Annotated in this window: 14 protein-coding genes; 3 read left to right on the plus strand and 11 right to left on the minus strand. The window is 66.8% G+C overall.

Features of this window, described 5'->3' with window-relative positions; translation table 11 throughout:
* The 8 genes from KXV01_RS07865 to KXV01_RS07900 all read right to left on the minus strand — a co-directional run bounded on the left by KXV01_RS07865 (nt 1) and on the right by KXV01_RS07900 (nt 7,498).
* Nucleotides 1-1,074, minus strand: coding sequence for a class I SAM-dependent methyltransferase (locus tag KXV01_RS07865; protein WP_111096948.1), 1,074 nt, complete (start codon nt 1,072-1,074; stop codon nt 1-3).
* Nucleotides 1,071-1,856, minus strand: a complete 786-nt coding sequence (locus tag KXV01_RS07870; RefSeq protein WP_049439628.1) for a DUF1295 domain-containing protein — start codon at nt 1,854-1,856, stop codon at nt 1,071-1,073. The genes KXV01_RS07865 and KXV01_RS07870 overlap by 4 nt, the downstream gene beginning before the upstream one ends.
* Nucleotides 1,853-2,398 (minus strand): DUF2878 domain-containing protein, encoded by a 546-nt coding sequence (locus KXV01_RS07875; protein WP_049435456.1) that lies wholly within the window; start codon nt 2,396-2,398, stop codon nt 1,853-1,855. Before KXV01_RS07875 ends, KXV01_RS07870 begins: the two co-directional genes overlap by 4 nt.
* Nucleotide 2,399: 1 nt before the next feature.
* A complete protein-coding gene (locus KXV01_RS07880) occupies nt 2,400-3,659 on the minus strand; it encodes a cyclopropane-fatty-acyl-phospholipid synthase family protein (protein WP_049439626.1) in 1,260 nt (419 codons plus the stop codon).
* On the minus strand, nt 3,656-4,423 hold the full coding sequence (locus tag KXV01_RS07885; protein ID WP_111096947.1) for a DUF1365 domain-containing protein: 768 nt from the start codon (nt 4,421-4,423) through the stop codon (nt 3,656-3,658). Before KXV01_RS07885 ends, KXV01_RS07880 begins: the two co-directional genes overlap by 4 nt.
* The gene (locus tag KXV01_RS07890; protein ID WP_111096946.1) at nt 4,420-5,697 is read right to left on the minus strand and encodes an FAD-dependent oxidoreductase; all 1,278 of its coding nucleotides are present in this window, start codon (nt 5,695-5,697) and stop codon (nt 4,420-4,422) included. The genes KXV01_RS07885 and KXV01_RS07890 overlap by 4 nt, the downstream gene beginning before the upstream one ends.
* A gap of 1 nt (nt 5,698) precedes the next feature.
* Nucleotides 5,699-6,649, minus strand: a complete 951-nt coding sequence (locus tag KXV01_RS07895; protein ID WP_049414754.1) for an acyl-CoA desaturase — start codon at nt 6,647-6,649, stop codon at nt 5,699-5,701.
* Between the two features lie 81 nt (nt 6,650-6,730).
* Nucleotides 6,731-7,498, minus strand: coding sequence for a hypothetical protein (locus KXV01_RS07900; protein ID WP_049414803.1), 768 nt, complete (start codon nt 7,496-7,498; stop codon nt 6,731-6,733).
* Between the two features lie 131 nt (nt 7,499-7,629).
* Between KXV01_RS07900 and KXV01_RS07905 the strand changes: the two genes are divergently transcribed.
* Genes KXV01_RS07905 through KXV01_RS07915 form a run of 3 tightly spaced genes read left to right on the plus strand, consistent with a single transcriptional unit; the run spans nt 7,630 to nt 9,630 of the window.
* Nucleotides 7,630-8,253: a sigma-70 family RNA polymerase sigma factor gene (locus KXV01_RS07905; protein ID WP_111096945.1), complete on the plus strand. Its 624-nt coding sequence runs from the start codon at nt 7,630-7,632 to the stop codon at nt 8,251-8,253.
* Nucleotides 8,250-8,924: a ChrR family anti-sigma-E factor gene (locus tag KXV01_RS07910; protein WP_049414758.1), complete on the plus strand. Its 675-nt coding sequence runs from the start codon at nt 8,250-8,252 to the stop codon at nt 8,922-8,924. Before KXV01_RS07905 ends, KXV01_RS07910 begins: the two co-directional genes overlap by 4 nt.
* Before the next feature lie 13 nt (nt 8,925-8,937).
* Nucleotides 8,938-9,630 (plus strand): oxidoreductase, encoded by a 693-nt coding sequence (locus tag KXV01_RS07915; protein ID WP_263467654.1) that lies wholly within the window; start codon nt 8,938-8,940, stop codon nt 9,628-9,630.
* Between the two features lie 2 nt (nt 9,631-9,632).
* Here KXV01_RS07915 and KXV01_RS07920 read toward each other — a convergent pair whose 3' ends face one another.
* The 3 genes from KXV01_RS07920 to KXV01_RS07930 are packed head-to-tail and all read right to left on the minus strand — an operon-like array spanning nt 9,633 to nt 14,729.
* The gene (locus tag KXV01_RS07920) at nt 9,633-12,032 is read right to left on the minus strand and encodes a hybrid sensor histidine kinase/response regulator (RefSeq protein WP_263467655.1); all 2,400 of its coding nucleotides are present in this window, start codon (nt 12,030-12,032) and stop codon (nt 9,633-9,635) included.
* Nucleotides 12,025-12,495, minus strand: a complete 471-nt coding sequence (locus KXV01_RS07925) for a response regulator (protein ID WP_005409633.1) — start codon at nt 12,493-12,495, stop codon at nt 12,025-12,027. Before KXV01_RS07925 ends, KXV01_RS07920 begins: the two co-directional genes overlap by 8 nt.
* Nucleotides 12,492-14,729: an ATP-binding protein gene (locus tag KXV01_RS07930; RefSeq protein ID WP_049414763.1), complete on the minus strand. Its 2,238-nt coding sequence runs from the start codon at nt 14,727-14,729 to the stop codon at nt 12,492-12,494. The genes KXV01_RS07925 and KXV01_RS07930 overlap by 4 nt, the downstream gene beginning before the upstream one ends.
* Between the last annotated feature and the right edge of the window lie 117 nt (nt 14,730-14,846).

Here is a 14,846-nt window from a genome sequence, read left to right on the forward strand (position 1 = left end):
TCAACGGGGACGGAACAGGTAGTGGGCAACCAGCCATTGCTGGCCGTCGTCGTAGCCGAACAGCTCGGCACAGGCCATCCAGAACATCCGCCAGCGCTGCCACCAGATCTTCGCCGCCGCCTGACCGTAGGTTGCGACCAATACCGGCATCACCGCCTCGCGGGCCGCATCCTGGTTGGCCAGCCAATGGTCGGCGGTGCGCTGGTAGTGGGTGCCGTCCAGCAGCCAGCGCTGATCGAGTCGCAGGTCGCGCTGGAAATGCAGCAGGGTGTCAGCTGCCGGCATCAGCCCGCCGGTGAAGAAGTGGCGCCCCATCCAGTTGTCGCCGCCCTCGGTCTCGAACGGGTACATCAACGTGCGATGGGCGAAGATGTGCACGAACAGCGCACCGTCGGGCTTCAGCCACTGGCCGATGCGCGCCAGCAGGCGCTCGTAGTTGCGCACATGCTCGAGCATTTCCACCGAGACACAGCGATCGAAGCGTGCCGTGGGCAGCTCAAGCTGGTTGACGTCGCGGGTCAGCACCTCGACGTTGTGCAGGCCCCTGGCCTGGCATTGCGCCATGATGTGCTGGCGCTGGCTGTGCGAGTTGGACACCGCAGTGATGTTGGCCTGCCGATAGCGTTCGGCCATCCACAGCGTCAGCGAACCCCAGCCACAGCCCAGTTCAAGAATCTGCTGGCCGTCGGCAAGTCCGGCGCGCTGGCCATACAGTTCCAGCATCGCCTCCTCGGCCTGGTCCAGCGTTTCGCGCCCGGTGGGGTAGTAGCAGCTGCTGTACTTCAGCCGCTTGCCCAGGCAGGCCTGGAAGAATGCCGCGGGAACTTCGTAGTGCTGGCGGTTGGCTGCGTCGGTATGCAATGCGAGCGGACTGTCGGTCAGTTCTGCGATGCGACGGCTGAAGCGTGCGGACTGTGCCTCGATACCTCCCGCCGATTCCTCGTGCAGGCGTTGCGCGCACAGGCGCCGGATGCCGGCACGCAGCGCCGCATCGGGAACCAGCCCGCGCTCAGCCCAGGCGATCAGCCCGGTTTCCGCATCTTCGGCCATACTCAGTGACGGGATCGCGCTCATGCGGAATGCTCCTTGGAAGAACGGGGTAACCAGGGAAAGAACATCGGCGTGCTGCGCTGGTAGGCACGGTAGTCGTCGCCGCGGCTGCGCAACGCCTGCTTCTCGGTGAAGGGGATGCCGCTGAGATAGCGCAGGAACAGATACATCAGCAGCGGCCCGGCCCACGCCAGCCACCACAGGGGGGAACCGACGGCAAGCAGCACATAAGTGAACCAGTGCAGCCACTCGAAGAAGTAGTTGGGGTGGCGTGAATAACGCCAGAGTCCCTCGCGGCAAGTGCGGCCCTTGTTCGCCGGGTCGGCGCGGAAACGTGCGAGTTGGCGGTCGGCCAGGCTCTCGCCGCCGACGCTCAGCAGCCAGGCCAGTGCTGCGGCGACTGTCCACGGTGTCAGGCCAGCGTGGGAATTGGCTGCCACCGCAGCGAAGGGCAGGGCGAACAGCACGACCAGCAGCGCCTGCGCCATGAAGAAGCCGAAGATCTTGCCCTGGTGGCTCTGCCAGTGTTCGCGCAGATAACGGTAGCGCCCGTCTTCGGGTTCGCTACGGACCCGGCGCCACAGGTGCAGCGCCAACCGGCTGCCCCACAGGCCGCCGAGCAGGCCCAGCGCAACCCGGGGCAACATCGCGCCATCGCCAAGCAGCGCCAGCAGCAGGGCCGAGGCACCCACGCCCTTGGCCCAGAGCACGTCGACAACGCCGATGTTCTGGTGGCGGCGCTGCCAGGCCCAGCCCCAGCTCATCACCAGCACGGCATACAGCAGTACCCACAGCAGATTGATCATGATGATGCTCCGGCCAGGGAGGGCGGGGCGGTGCGAGAGCCGCGACGCGCGGTGACGCACAGCAGCGAAAGCGCGATGCTCCAGCCCGCGCCCAGCACCAGCAGGCCCTGCCACGTGGGTGCGGCGAAACCGACCGCATCGAAACCGCGCGCTGCGGAGAGATAGGCCAGCGGTGCCAACAGCAGGCCGAACAGGGCCGGCAAGGCAGGGTGGCGCAGCAGGAAACGCATCGAGGTGGTCAGCGTCATCGCGAACGCGGCCCACAGCGCCATGATCCAGGGTGGCGGCACCCAGCCCAGCGGGGCGGCGGCGTAGCGCACGGTGCCGCTGGCGGCGGCACTGGCATCGACCAGCCATGCGCAGGCCAGTGCCAACACCATCAACCGAAGGTCCAGCCGTGGTTGCGGCGACGTCAGCAGCTGGCTGCCGATGTAGAGGGAGGCAGCCAGCAACGCCGGCCACTGCCAGCCGCGCCCGGCACCGGCCACGGCGCACAGCCAGACGAGCTGGTTGCCAAGCAGATTGGACCAGAACCTGCGCATCTCAGCTGCCTTGGCCCGATGAGGCGCGCGGGCGATGCCCCGGGCGCGCCATCAGCAGATGGGAGACCCCGATCGAGCGCTCCAGGAAGCCGCCCTCGCAGTAGGCCAGGTAGAACTCCCACAGGCGGCAGAAGCGCGTATCGAAGCCCTGTGCCTGCACGTCGGGCAACCGGGCGAGGAAGCGCTGACGCCAGGCGCGCAGGGTCAGCGCGTAGGAGTGGCCGAAGTCCTGCTGGGCGATCAGCTGCAGGTCGCTGGACCGCGTCTTGGCGGCCATGATCGCGTTGATCGACGGAATGAAGCTGCCGGGGAACACATAGCGCTTGATGTAGTCGACGCTGCGCCGGGCCTGCTCGTAGCGATGGTCCTCGATGGTGATGGCCTGCAGCAGGGCAACGCCATCAGGCTTGAGCAGGCGCTGCAGCGTGGCCATGTAGGTGTCCAGGTATTCCGCGCCGATGGCTTCGATCATCTCGATCGACACCAGCTTGTCGAACCGGCCCTGCAGGTCGCGGTAGTCCTGCATCAGCAGCGTGACCTGGTCCTGCAGGCCGGCTGCCTGCACGCGCTGGGCAGCCAGCGCGTGCTGCTCGGCGGAGATGGTGGTGGTGGTGACGTGGCAGCCGTAGTGCTGCGCGGCGTGCAGCGCAAAACCACCCCAGCCGGTGCCGATCTCCACCACGCGATCGCCCGGCCTGAGCTGGAGCTGCTGGCAGATGCGGTCCAGCTTGCGCCGGGAGGCGGATTCCAGCGACTCGTCTTCTGTGTCGAACAGGGCTGAGGAATACATCAGGTCCGGCGACAGGAACAGGGCAAAGAAATCGTTGCCAAGGTCGTAGTGCGCGGCAATGTTGCGGCGACTGCCCTCGCGGCTGTTGCGGCGCAGGCGGTTCCAGCCCCTCAACAGCCAGCCGCCCACGCGGGCCGGGCCACGTTCCATGCCGTCGAGCAGGTCGCGATTGCGCACCAGCAGCCGGATCAGTGCCACCAGATCATCGCAGTGCCATTCGCCCTGTATGTAGCTTTCACCTGCGCCCACGCTGCCCTGCGCTGCAACCTTGCGGTAGAACGCCGGGTCATCGATGGTGACGGTCACATGCAGTTCGCCATGGGCTTCGCCCAGCCAGACCTCGCCGAGTGCATCACGCACGCACAGGCGGCCGTCGCGCATGGGGGCAAGCTGTTGCAGCAGGCGGCGGCGCAGGAAGGCATCCAAGGCGCCGGGACGCGGCAGGGCGACCAGGGGAGTCATCGAGTTCATCGCGGTTTCTCGGCAAGGGCAGGGTGGTCATGCACGGGGTTGCGTTTCAGCCACAGCCGCAGCGCGTGCCAGTGGATGGCGGCCATCACCTGCATGGTCATCAAGGGATAGCAGGCCAGGACCCGGGCCAGCCCGCGGCCATCCAGGGCGTGTCGCCGCATGGCCTGGGTGGCATCAAACTGGCGAACGCCTTGGCGCCAGACCTGCATGTGCACACGCAGATCATCATCTGGGCGGTTGAACCGCCAGTCGTAGTGGCAATCCATCGGCATGAACGGCGAGACATGGAAGCGCTTGTCGAACCGCCAGCGCAGCGAGGTGCCTTCGTGCGTGGCCGTGGCGACTGGCAGCACATAGGCGTGCCGTTCCTTCCAAGGCGTATTGGTGATCTCGGCGACGATGCAGTCCAGGGTGCTGCCATCGGACTGGTAGCAGTAGTAGAAGCTGACCGGGTTGAATACGTGCCCGGCGAAGCGAAGATGGGTGAGCAGGCGTACCGGGCCGGAAGGCCGATAGCCCAGGGTAGCCGCGGCATGGTCGCGCACCGCATCGGCCAGCGGTTGTGCGGGATTGCCGAAGTAGTCGCTGCGGCGGAACTCGGCCAGGTTGCGGCGATTGACCGACCACAGCCGGCGCCCGGCGAACACGGTCTCCAGCTCGTCCAGGTCGAGCAGCAGTTGCGCGATCGGATAGCGGAATGCGTGGGGCTGCGGATGATGCCGTCGGTGCATCACCTGCCCGAAGTAGAGTGCGCTGGCACTCACGCTGCCACCTCGCCGGGTGCAACGCTGTCACGGTGCGCGGTGCACTCGCGCATCGCGTCCACCACGCGGCGGGCGCTGCGGATGCCGTCTTCGTGGAAGCCCCAGCCCCAGTATGCGCCCGCGAACCAGGTGTGGCGGCGGCCCTGCAGCTCCGCCCAGCGCTGCTGGGCGCGGATGGCGGCATGATCGTGCACCGGGTGGGCATAGTGCAGCCTGCGCAGCACCTTGGCCGGATCGATCACCTCGCTGCGGTTGAGGGTCACGACCAGCGGGGTGTCACCGGGCAGGCCCTGCAGGAGGTTCATGCAATAGCTGACCGTACAGGGCGCGCCTGGATCCCTGGGCACGTGTGCATTCCATGCAGCCCATGCCTTGCGGTTGCGCGGCAGCAACGATGCATCCGTATGCAGTACTGCTTCGTTGGGCTGGTAGCGGATGGCGCCGAGCACTTCGCGTTCGACCGGATCGGCGTCACGCAGCAGGGCTAGTGCCTGGTCGCTGTGGCACGCCAGGATGACCTCGTCGAAACCCTCCACGCCGGCCGCGCTGTGCACGCGCGCGCCCCACGGCATGCGTTCGACCGAGTGAACCGGGCATTCCAGCCGCTCACGCACCCGCCAGCGGGCGCGAAGGGCATCGATATAGCGTGCCGAGCCACCGCTGACTACCCGCCAGGGTGCGCGCCCGGTCATCTGCAGCATCTGGTGGTTGGCCATGAACTGGGCCAGGTAGCGGGCCGGGAACTGCATGACCGTGGCGGTCGGCGACGACCATAGTGCCGAAGCCATCGGCAGCAGGTGCTCTTCGATGAAAGCGGTGCCGTAGCGCTGGCGGCGCAGGTACTGGCCCAGTGTCGGGCCTTCGTCTTCCGCCAGCAGCAGCGGCGCATCCCGGTAGAACCGGCGCAGGTCGGCCAGCATTCCCCAGAAGCGAGGCGAAACCAGGTTGCGACGTTGGCAGAACAGGCCATCCAGCGAAGTGGCGTTGTACTCGACGCCACTGCGCTCGCTGTGCACGGAGAAGCTCATGGTGGTCGGCTGCGAGGCCACACCCAGTTCTTCGAACAGTGCCGTCAGCAGCGGGTAGTGCAGGGGATTGAAGACGATGAAACCGGTATCCACCGCCATGCGCATGCCGCCCACCTGCACGTCATGGGTGTGGGTATGTCCGCCCAGGTAATCGTTGGCCTCGAACAGCGTCACTTCGTGTTCGCCGTCCAGCCACCAGGCGCTGGCCAGGCCGGCAATGCCGGAGCCGATGATCGCGATGCGCATGTCAGTACCTCGCTTTGGCCAGGACCCACTCGGGGATGGGCTTTAGCCCTCTCACCAGGCCCATGGCCGCCATTGCGCGCAGGCCGTACCAGGTCAGGTCGATCTCCCACCAGCGGAACCCCTGGCGGACGGTGCCAGGGAAGAAATGGTGGTTGTTGTGCCAACCCTCGCCGAAGGTGAGCAGCGCCAGCCAGAGGTTGTTGCGGCTGTCGTCACGGGTCTCGAAGCGCCGCCGGCCAAAACGATGGGCCAGCGAGTTGATGGTGACGGTGGCGTGGAACAGCACCACGGTGGAAATGAAGAAGCCCCACACCAGCAACTGCGGGCCAGAGGTGTGCAGTCCGGGCGCCCAGCGCTCCAGGCCGGCGCCGAGAGCGTACAGTACGGCAGCCAGCAGCACCGGCACCGCCGTATCAAAGCGGTCCAGCCAGCGCAGCTCCGGGAAGCGCGCCAGGTCAGGCACGCGCGATAGATCCGTGGCGAATGCCTCGCGGGTGAGGAACCAGCCCATGTGGCTGCGCCAGAAGCCGCCCTCGCGCGGCGAGTGCGGGTCCAGCGGTTGGTCGGCATGCCGATGGTGATGGCGATGGTGGGCGGCCCACCACAGCGGTCCACGTTGCACGCTGGACGCGCCGATCACCGCGAACACGAACTGCACCGTTCGCGATGCCTGGAACGTCCGGTGCGAGAAGTAGCGGTGGTAAAAGGCGGTGATCGCAAACATGCGCGCTGCGTAGAGGGCTGCGGCGACGATCACTGCCGTCCACGAGACACCTACCCAGATCACCGCGATGCAGGCCAGATGCATCAACACGAACGGTACGGCCCGCAGCCAGTCGATGCGTCCGGGCTCGCCAGCGGCGTGTTCTGCAGCGCTGCCGGTGTCGACCCAGCGCGTCAGGGTGCGCAGCAGGCGCCAGCGTCGGCGGGGGAGGGGCGCTACAGAGGCCATGGCGGATCTCGGCGGGTGTCGTGTCTTCCTCTACGCAGCAGTGCGCGCAATGGATGCGGCCGGCTGTGGAAAATTTCGGCCTCACTTGGGCATCACGCTGCAGCGCCCGACCAGCGGTTGCGTCCAGGCCTGTTGCCATTCGCTGGCCGACCGCTCGGCAACCGGCGAGCTGAAGCGCACCGTGACCTGTGGGTAGCTGCCGCGGGTATCGCGCAGGTTACTGGTTCCGCGGAATTCCAGCAGGCGGCGGTCGGCGCTGGCATAGACCAGCGACAGGCGCGGTGCGATGCCGCCGTACCAGGTGTCCAGACTGACCTCGATGGCCTGGGCGTCGATGCCCTGCCAGCGAACAGCGCCGGTGCGCCGCACCTGCACCGGGAAGAAGCGCTGCCGCCCCGGAACCAGGAAGGGCAGGCTGATGCGTTCACCCCGCAGCAGCGCTGGCCAATGCTGGCGCACCGCAGCGTCGAAGCCCGTGTCGATCACCGCATCCGGTGCCAGCTCAAGCCGACGCTGACGCAGCTCACTGGCGGCATCTTCTCTCCAGGCGATCGACACCGACTCGCCACTGGCGTCGACTTCAGCGGTTTGCCCGCTCCGGCTGTCCTGCAGCGAATAGCCCCGGGCCTGTGGGCGGGCACTGGCCGGCAGATGCTTGCGGGCGAAGGGGCGGCCATCCGGGCACTGGTAGAGCACCCAGCGCTCGGCACCCTCCGATGGGCCGCGCCGCCAGTGCACTTCACGATAGAGCAGGTCGCCCTGCGCCGAGGTGGCCACGCCCTCGTTGCGCAGCCAGGGCGCCGCCAGCGCGGCATGGGGCAGGCACAGCAGCAGCCAGGCAGTGCGCATGGTGTTCATCCGGTAGGGAGGCTCAGGTCATACGGCGGGCGCGGCTGCTTGGATGCGCAGCGCCTGCTGCATCCAATGTCCGCCCCTGCGCGTAGAGAGGACAGACCTTCACCTGCCCGCCGCTCACGCAGATGTACCCTGACGCCGCCAGCACCCTCCTCAACTTCGATACCGCACGCACCGTGTCCAGTTCCCAGCAGCCGAGCAGCGAGCCGACGAACTGGGCCGATGACATGGACAGTGTGGCGCGGCTGCGCGACCGCGACTGTTTCATGCGGATCTATGACCACTTCATGCCGCGGCTGTGCGTGTATCTGCGTGGCCTGGGCGCACCCGACGCCGTGGCCGAGGAAATGGCGCAGGAGTGCCTGCTGCGCCTGTGGTTGCGGGCGGCCGAGTATGATGCGGCCCAAGGCGCGCTGAGTACCTGGCTGTACCGGATCGCGCGCAACCTGCATATCGACCGCATCCGTCGCGAGCGCAGCTGGATGCAGGTGCAGGCAGCGGTGGAAGACGCCGCGGCCGTGGACATGATCGAGCGCAGCAGCGCCGAGCAGTTCGCCGACCAGGCGCGCCTTCGCCAGCGCATCAACGAGCTGCCCGCCGTGCAGGCGAGGCTGGTGCGGATGTCCTATTTCGAGGCGAAGAGCCACAGCGAGATTGCCCAGGCGCTGGGCATGCCACTGGGAACGGTAAAGTCACACCTGCGACGTGCGTTCCTGCAACTGCAGGCCAAGGTGGGAGGTGCGCTGTGAATCCGCACCACCACCTGCACGAATCCACGCTGATGAGCTATGCCGCCGGCGCGATGCCGGCGCCGTTGAGCATCGTGGCCGGTGCCCACCTTGAGCAGTGCCCCCACTGCCGCCAACGCCTGCGTGATGCCGAGGCGATCGGCTCGGTGCTGCTGGAGCAGACCCAACCGCCCGCGGCCGACGCGCGTCGCGAGCAGTTGCGCGAGGCCATGCTGATGCAGCTGGTCTCGGACGCGCCGAGCGCTATCGCCGGAACCAGGCGCCCTGTGCCGAGGGAGCAGCCCGAGGCCGATCCGGATCATCTGCCTGCCTCGTTGCATCCTTACTTCGGCGATTCGCTCAGTGCCCTGCGCTGGCGCTGGATGGCGCCCGGCGTGCACTGCATCAGGGCTGAGCACATGCCCTCGCTGATCATGCTGAAGATCGCCCCGGGCAAGTGCCTGCCGATGCACAGCCATGGCCGCAGCGAACTGACCCAGATCCTGCGGGGCTCGTACAACGACGCGCTTGGGCTGTTCGCGCCGGGCGACGTGGCGGACCTGGACGAGGAGGTGGAGCATCAACCGGTAACTGCCCCCGGTGTTCCCTGCATCTGCGTGTCAGCGCTGGACGCGCCGTTGGTGTTCAGCGGTTGGCTGGCGCGGAAGATCCAGCGTTTCGTGAAACTCTAGCGTGGGTGCGACCATGGCCGGGAAAGGTGCGTTGAGGATTCTGTTGACCGGTGCCTCAGGCCTGGTCGGGCAGGGCGTGGCGTTGGCCTGCCAGCGCTCGCCGCAGGTCGGCCATCTGGCCGCGCTGGTGCGGCGCCCGGGCAGCCTCAGCGGAGCGGGCAGGGAGCTGGTTGTTGCGGACTTCCTGCATGTCCAGGCGCGTTCGGATGAACTGGCCGGGTTCGACGCATGCTTTTACTGTGCCGGTGCGCCACCGGTCGGCACGGCAGAGGCCGAATATCGACGCGTGACCCGGGACATCACGCTGGCGGTGGCCCGCGCCTGGGCAACTGCGAATCCCGAAGGGTGTTTCCTGTATGTATCCGGTGCCGGCGCGGATGCACAGAGCAGGTTGATGCCGTTGAGGATCAAGGGCGAGACCGAGGTGGCATTGCAGGCCCTGCCGATGCGCTCGGTGATGCTGCGCCCGGGGGGCGTCCGACCGGTGTCGGGAACCGGCACGCGTCACGGCTTGCTCAAGCCCCTGTACTGGGGTGGCGCGCCGTTGATGAAGCTGGCCGGTGCCGTTGCGCCGTCGTTGATGACCAGCAATCTGGCCCTGGGTCAGGCGATGATCGCACTGGCTGGAGAGGAGCATCCGCCGGGCACGGTGGAGTGTGCGGACATCAACCGGATCGCTGCTGGTGCGCGCGATCCGGCGTCCTGATCTCAGTGTGGCCCCGTCTCCAGCGCGGTGCGCACCGCAGTCGCCAGGTCATTGCGGGTAAACGGCTTCGGCAGCAGCGCAACGGCCCGTCCCTGGCTGCCCACCTGGTCGTGGTCGCGAGGATAGCCCGACGTGAACAGGACGGCGACTTCCGGCCAGCGTTCACGGACTTCACGCACCAGCTCCCAGCCCGACATGCCGGGCATCACCACGTCAGAGAACAGCAGGTCCACCTTGGTATCAGGGCGTTCCAGCAGCCGCAGTGCGGAGGGACCGTCGTGGGCTTCCAATACCCGGTAGCCCAGCAGCCGCAGTGCATCCACCGTGTGGGCGCGGACATCGTCGTTGTCCTCGGTCACCAGGATGGTTTCCTCGCGCGGCGAGTAGCCGGCCAGGCCGGTCTGCGGGGTGCGCGCTTCGGAGGGCAGGGCCAGCGGTGAGCGCGGGAACATCATGGTGATACTGGTGCCGCCGCCCTCCACTGAATCGATCAGCACGTGGCCCCCGGACTGCTTGACGAAGCCATGCACCATCGACAGGCCCAGGCCGGTGCCACGGCCAACCTGCTTGGTAGTGAAGAAGGGTTCGAAGACCCGGGCAAGCGTGGCCGCATCCATGCCGTGGCCGTTGTCACGCACCCGCAGCATCACGTACTCGCCCGGCGTCGCATCCGGGAACAGTGCGGCGTAGTCGTGGTCGAGGTGGCTGTTGTCGACCTCGATCACCAGCCGGCCGCCGTGCGGCATCGCATCGCGGGCATTCACCGCCAGGTTCAGTACGGAGGCCTCCAGCTGGCTGACGTCGATCTCGACGCACCAGATGTCCTTGGCGCTGCGGATCTCCAGCTGCACCAGCTCACCCAGTGCACGCTGCAGCATGTCGTGCATGTCCAGCAGGCGCTCATGGAGGTTGGCGGCCTGGCTGTGCAGCGGCTGGCGGCGGGCAAACGCCAGCAGGCGCTGGGTCAGGCTGGCAGCACGGCCGACACCCTTCAGTGCATTGTCCAGCGCACGGCTCACCATCGCTCCGGGTTCGCCCGCGCGCTCGCTGAGCAGCATGGCGTGCTCGACGTTGCCGGAGATGACCGTCAGGATGTTGTTGAAATCATGTGCGATGCCGCCGGTGAGCTGGCCGACCGCCTCGATTTTCTGTGACTGGCGCAGGGCATGCTCAGCCTGCACGCGCGCGGTGGTTTCCACGGCCTCGGAGACCACCGCGGTGACCACGCCTTCCGTATCGAGCAGTGGACGGAACGAGAAATCAAAGCTGCGCCGCCCGGTCGGGAGTTCCAGCTCCAGTGCATGCAGTGAACTGCGGCCCTGTACGGCTGCGGCCACGGCCCGATCGATCAGCGCGCCGATGCCCTCGGTGGTGCCGAACCAGACCGATTCGGCGAAGCGTTGGCCAACGACGTCCTTCTTGTCTGCCAGGACCGCGGCCAGTGACGCATCATTGGCATCGACCACGCGTCCGGACAGATCCAGCAGCACCTGGTGCTGGAAACTGGATTCGAAGATCGCCTGCAGCCGCCGCTTGCTGGCGCGCAACTCGGCCGTGCGTGCCTGTACCTGCTGCTCGAGCAGCTGGTTGTCTTCGCGCAGGGCCAGCTCGGCCTGTTTCAGCAGCGAGACGTCACTGCCCAGGCAGATATACCCGGCCACGCTGCCATCGGCGGCATGCTCGGGCACGCAGTCCATCTGCACGAATCGTGATTCGCCGCTGCGATGGATCAGTTCGACCTGGAAGCGGGTGCGTTCGCCCTGCAGTACCCGTTCCAGGCTGGGCAGGGCGTGCTCGAAGGCGGAAATGCCGCTGACATCCCGTGCCGGTCGACCCAGCAGTTCTGCAAGGCTGAATCCATGCCAGTCGAGGAACGCCTTGTTGGCAAACCGGTAGCGATGGTCCTTGTCCAACTGGGCGATCAGCGCCGGGACGGCATCGGTGACCCTCTGCAGCTGGGCCTGGCTTTCGTTCAGCGCGGCCTGCGCATTGGCCAGCTGGGTACGCTCGTGCGCCTCCTGGCGGGCGCGTCGGATCGCATCGGGCAAGCGTTGCAGGCGTTGCTTCACCACGTAGTCGCGGGCACCGCGCGTGAGTGCCTGTACCGCCAATTCCTCGGTCAGGGTGCCGGAAACAAAGATGAAAGGCGTCTGCGGAACGCGCTCGCGCGCCAGGGCCAGTGCTGCGTCACCATCGAAGCCTGGCAGGACATGATCGGCGAGGATCACGTCGAACGGGCGGTTGTCGATGGCTTCGATGAACGCGTTGCGGGTCCACAGGCGCTCGGCCTCGAATTCCAGGCCGGCACGCTGCAGCTGTGCGGTGATCAGCTCCGCATCAAGCGCGCTGTCCTCCAGCATGAGGATGCGCAGGCGCTCGCTGCGGCGCGATCCATCACGCATTGTTGTGCTGCCCCGAGCCATTGGGCCGATGCGGTGGTGGCTGGTTGGTTATGCCCCAGAACATGCCCAGCCCCTGGATGGCGTCGAAGAATTCCTTGAAGTCGACCGGCTTGACCACGAAGGCATTCACGCCCAGTTCGTAACTGCGCACGAGATCCTGTTCTTCGCGCGAGGAGGTCAACATCACCACCGGCGTGCTGCTCAGCTGCGGGTCGCCACGCACCTGTTCCAGCACCTCCAGGCCGTTGACCTTGGGCAGCTTCAGGTCCAGCAGCACCACCACCGGGCCGCCGTGCATGGCGCCGGCGAACTTGCCTTCGCAGCGCAGGTAATCCAGCGCTTCGGCGCCGTCGCGTACATGGATGACATCGTTCAACAGCTGGCAGCGCGCAAGCGCGGCCATCGTCAGCTCTGCATCCTTGGGGCTGTCCTCTACCAGGAGGATCGGCCGCAGGTCCCTCATGGGTGTTCTCCTGTGAAGCGGGGTAGGGTGAAATGGATCGTGGCGCCCTTGCCGGGCTCGCCCTCGGCCCAGGTACGGCCGCCATGGCGGCCGATGATGCGGCGCACGTTGGCCAGGCCGATGCCGGTGCCTTCGAATTCTTCGACGTGGTGCAGGCGCTGGAACACACCGAACAGCTTGTCGACGTAACGCATGTCGAAGCCGCAGCCGTTGTCGCGCACAAAGAAGTGATCTTCGTCGCCGCTGCGGTCATGCCCAATCTCGATCATCGCGTGCTCGCGCTCACGGGTGAACTTGATCGCATTGGCCAGCAGGTTCTGCCAGACCAGTCGAAGCATCGTTGGGTCGGCTTCCACCTCCGGTAGCGGCGCGAGCGTCCACTGCACGTCGCGGCCAGCGTAATCCAGCGCCAGGCTGCGGCGCACGTCCTCGGCCAGCGCAGCCATGTCCAGCCGCACCCGCCCCAGCGTGGAGCGTCCCATCTGCGAGAAGCTGAGCAGGTCGTCCACCAGTGTGCCGGCGGACTTTGCCGAATCGACGATCGTATCCAGGAAGCGGCGCTCGGTCTCGTTGAGGCGTTCACCCGCCGAACTTCCAAGCAGCTCCGAATAGCCCACGATGTGGCGGAAGGGGGCGCGCAGGTCGTGGCTGACCGAATAGGAAAAGGCCTCCAGTTCCTTGTTGCTGCGCAGGAGCTGTTCGTTCAGTTCCGCCATCTCCTCGGCCTTGCGCAGCACGATATCGACGATGGCCGTGCGCATCTCGTGCGCCGCATCGCAATCAGCGTCATTCCACGGCAGGCTGCGCTGCCGCACGGTCTCTTTCCAGGCATCGAAGGAGCTCCGCGGGGACAGTGCCACGCCGGGCGCTGCGGTCTTGCGGGGGTCTCCCCCCCAGCGCACGGTTCGCACCACCTCCGGCCGGAACCACATCAGGTAGCTGTCATGCAGCTGCGAGATGGACACTGCCAGCAGCCCGCTGGCTACATCGGCCAGGTGCGCGGCAGGCGACCAGTCGGCGGCAAGGTGGTCGGTGCAGTAGGTTTCCTGCCCGGCCTGCCGGGTAGCCAGCCAATCGGCCAGGGCCAGCACGTCGCTGGCCGGTGGGCACTCACCCACGCGCATGCAGTCGCCCTTGTGCACGACGGCCGCACCGGCCGCGCCGGTCAGCGACAGCAGGCTGGCCTCGTCGTGGCGCAGTGCGGCCATGAAGTCCTCATCACCGGCCATGCGTGCCAAGAGCTTGACCAGCACCGAACGCCGGGCCACGCGCTCTTCGATCGCACGCGCGCGCTCCTTCAGAGCGATCTGCAGCGACAGGATCTGGCCCATGAACTCGCAGGCGGTACGCACGTGATAGGGCAGGCGGCGGGGCTGCACGGTGTGGCAGGACATCAGGCCCCACAACCGCCCCTCATGTACCAGTGACACCGACATCGACGCCCCGGTCCCCATGTTGCGCATGTACTGAAGATGCACGGGGGACACGCTGCGCAGCACAGCCAGGCTCAGGTCGGTCGGTGGCGCCTCGCGGTGGTCTTCGGCCCGCATCAGCGGGGCAGGGGTGTAGTTGTTGTCCGCGATCAGGCGCACCCGGTTCCGGCGGTAGAGTTCGCGGGCCTGTGCGGGAATGTCCGACTCGGGGAAGCGCAGGTCAAGGTAGGATGGCAACAGGCCATTGCCATCTTCGGCCACCACGATGCCATTCCAGCCGGCATCGAATTGATAGACCAGGGTGCGGTCAAAGCCGGTGAGCCGCCGCATGTGCGCGGCCGCAAGCCTGCACAGGTCTTCCACCGTCGCTGCCGATTCAATGCCGGTCATCAGCTCGCGGATGGCTGGATACAGTTCTTCCAGCGAGCCGGGCTGCCCGGGAACCGGTGCCTCCAGCTCAACCAGAAGGTCCGTGGCGGAGCGGTGCACCAGCAGCTGATGGCGGCCGTGCCCATCCAGGTGCACGGCGCCGACGTGCGCGCTGCTGCCCACCGTCGCCTGTTGCAACACGCCCTGGAACGGCGCCAGCACGCCGCCCAGCACCTCACTGACGTGCTGCATCAACGGTTCGCCGAACTGCCTCAGCAGCCCTGGATGGCTGATGGCGCGCTCGCGTACCTGCAGCGACTGCGGTTCAACGACCAGAAGCACACCGTAGGGTTGGATCGCGCCAGGGGTGTGGATCGGTTCGCGCGCGCAACTGGACAGGGCAGCGCCGGGCGCGGATTCGGCAGAAGGCATCAAGGGCGGGACTCATGATTCGTGGATGGCTGGAAAGGCCCGGCACTGCATCCGGTGTGCATGAATGGTGAAGCAAAAGCGTGCCGCCGCATACCACCATGTGAATGTGAAGAACCT

Origin of the sequence: Stenotrophomonas sp. Ps181, assembly GCF_025697425.1 — a bacterium.
Taxonomy (GTDB): Bacteria; Pseudomonadota; Gammaproteobacteria; order Xanthomonadales; family Xanthomonadaceae; genus Stenotrophomonas; species Stenotrophomonas sepilia.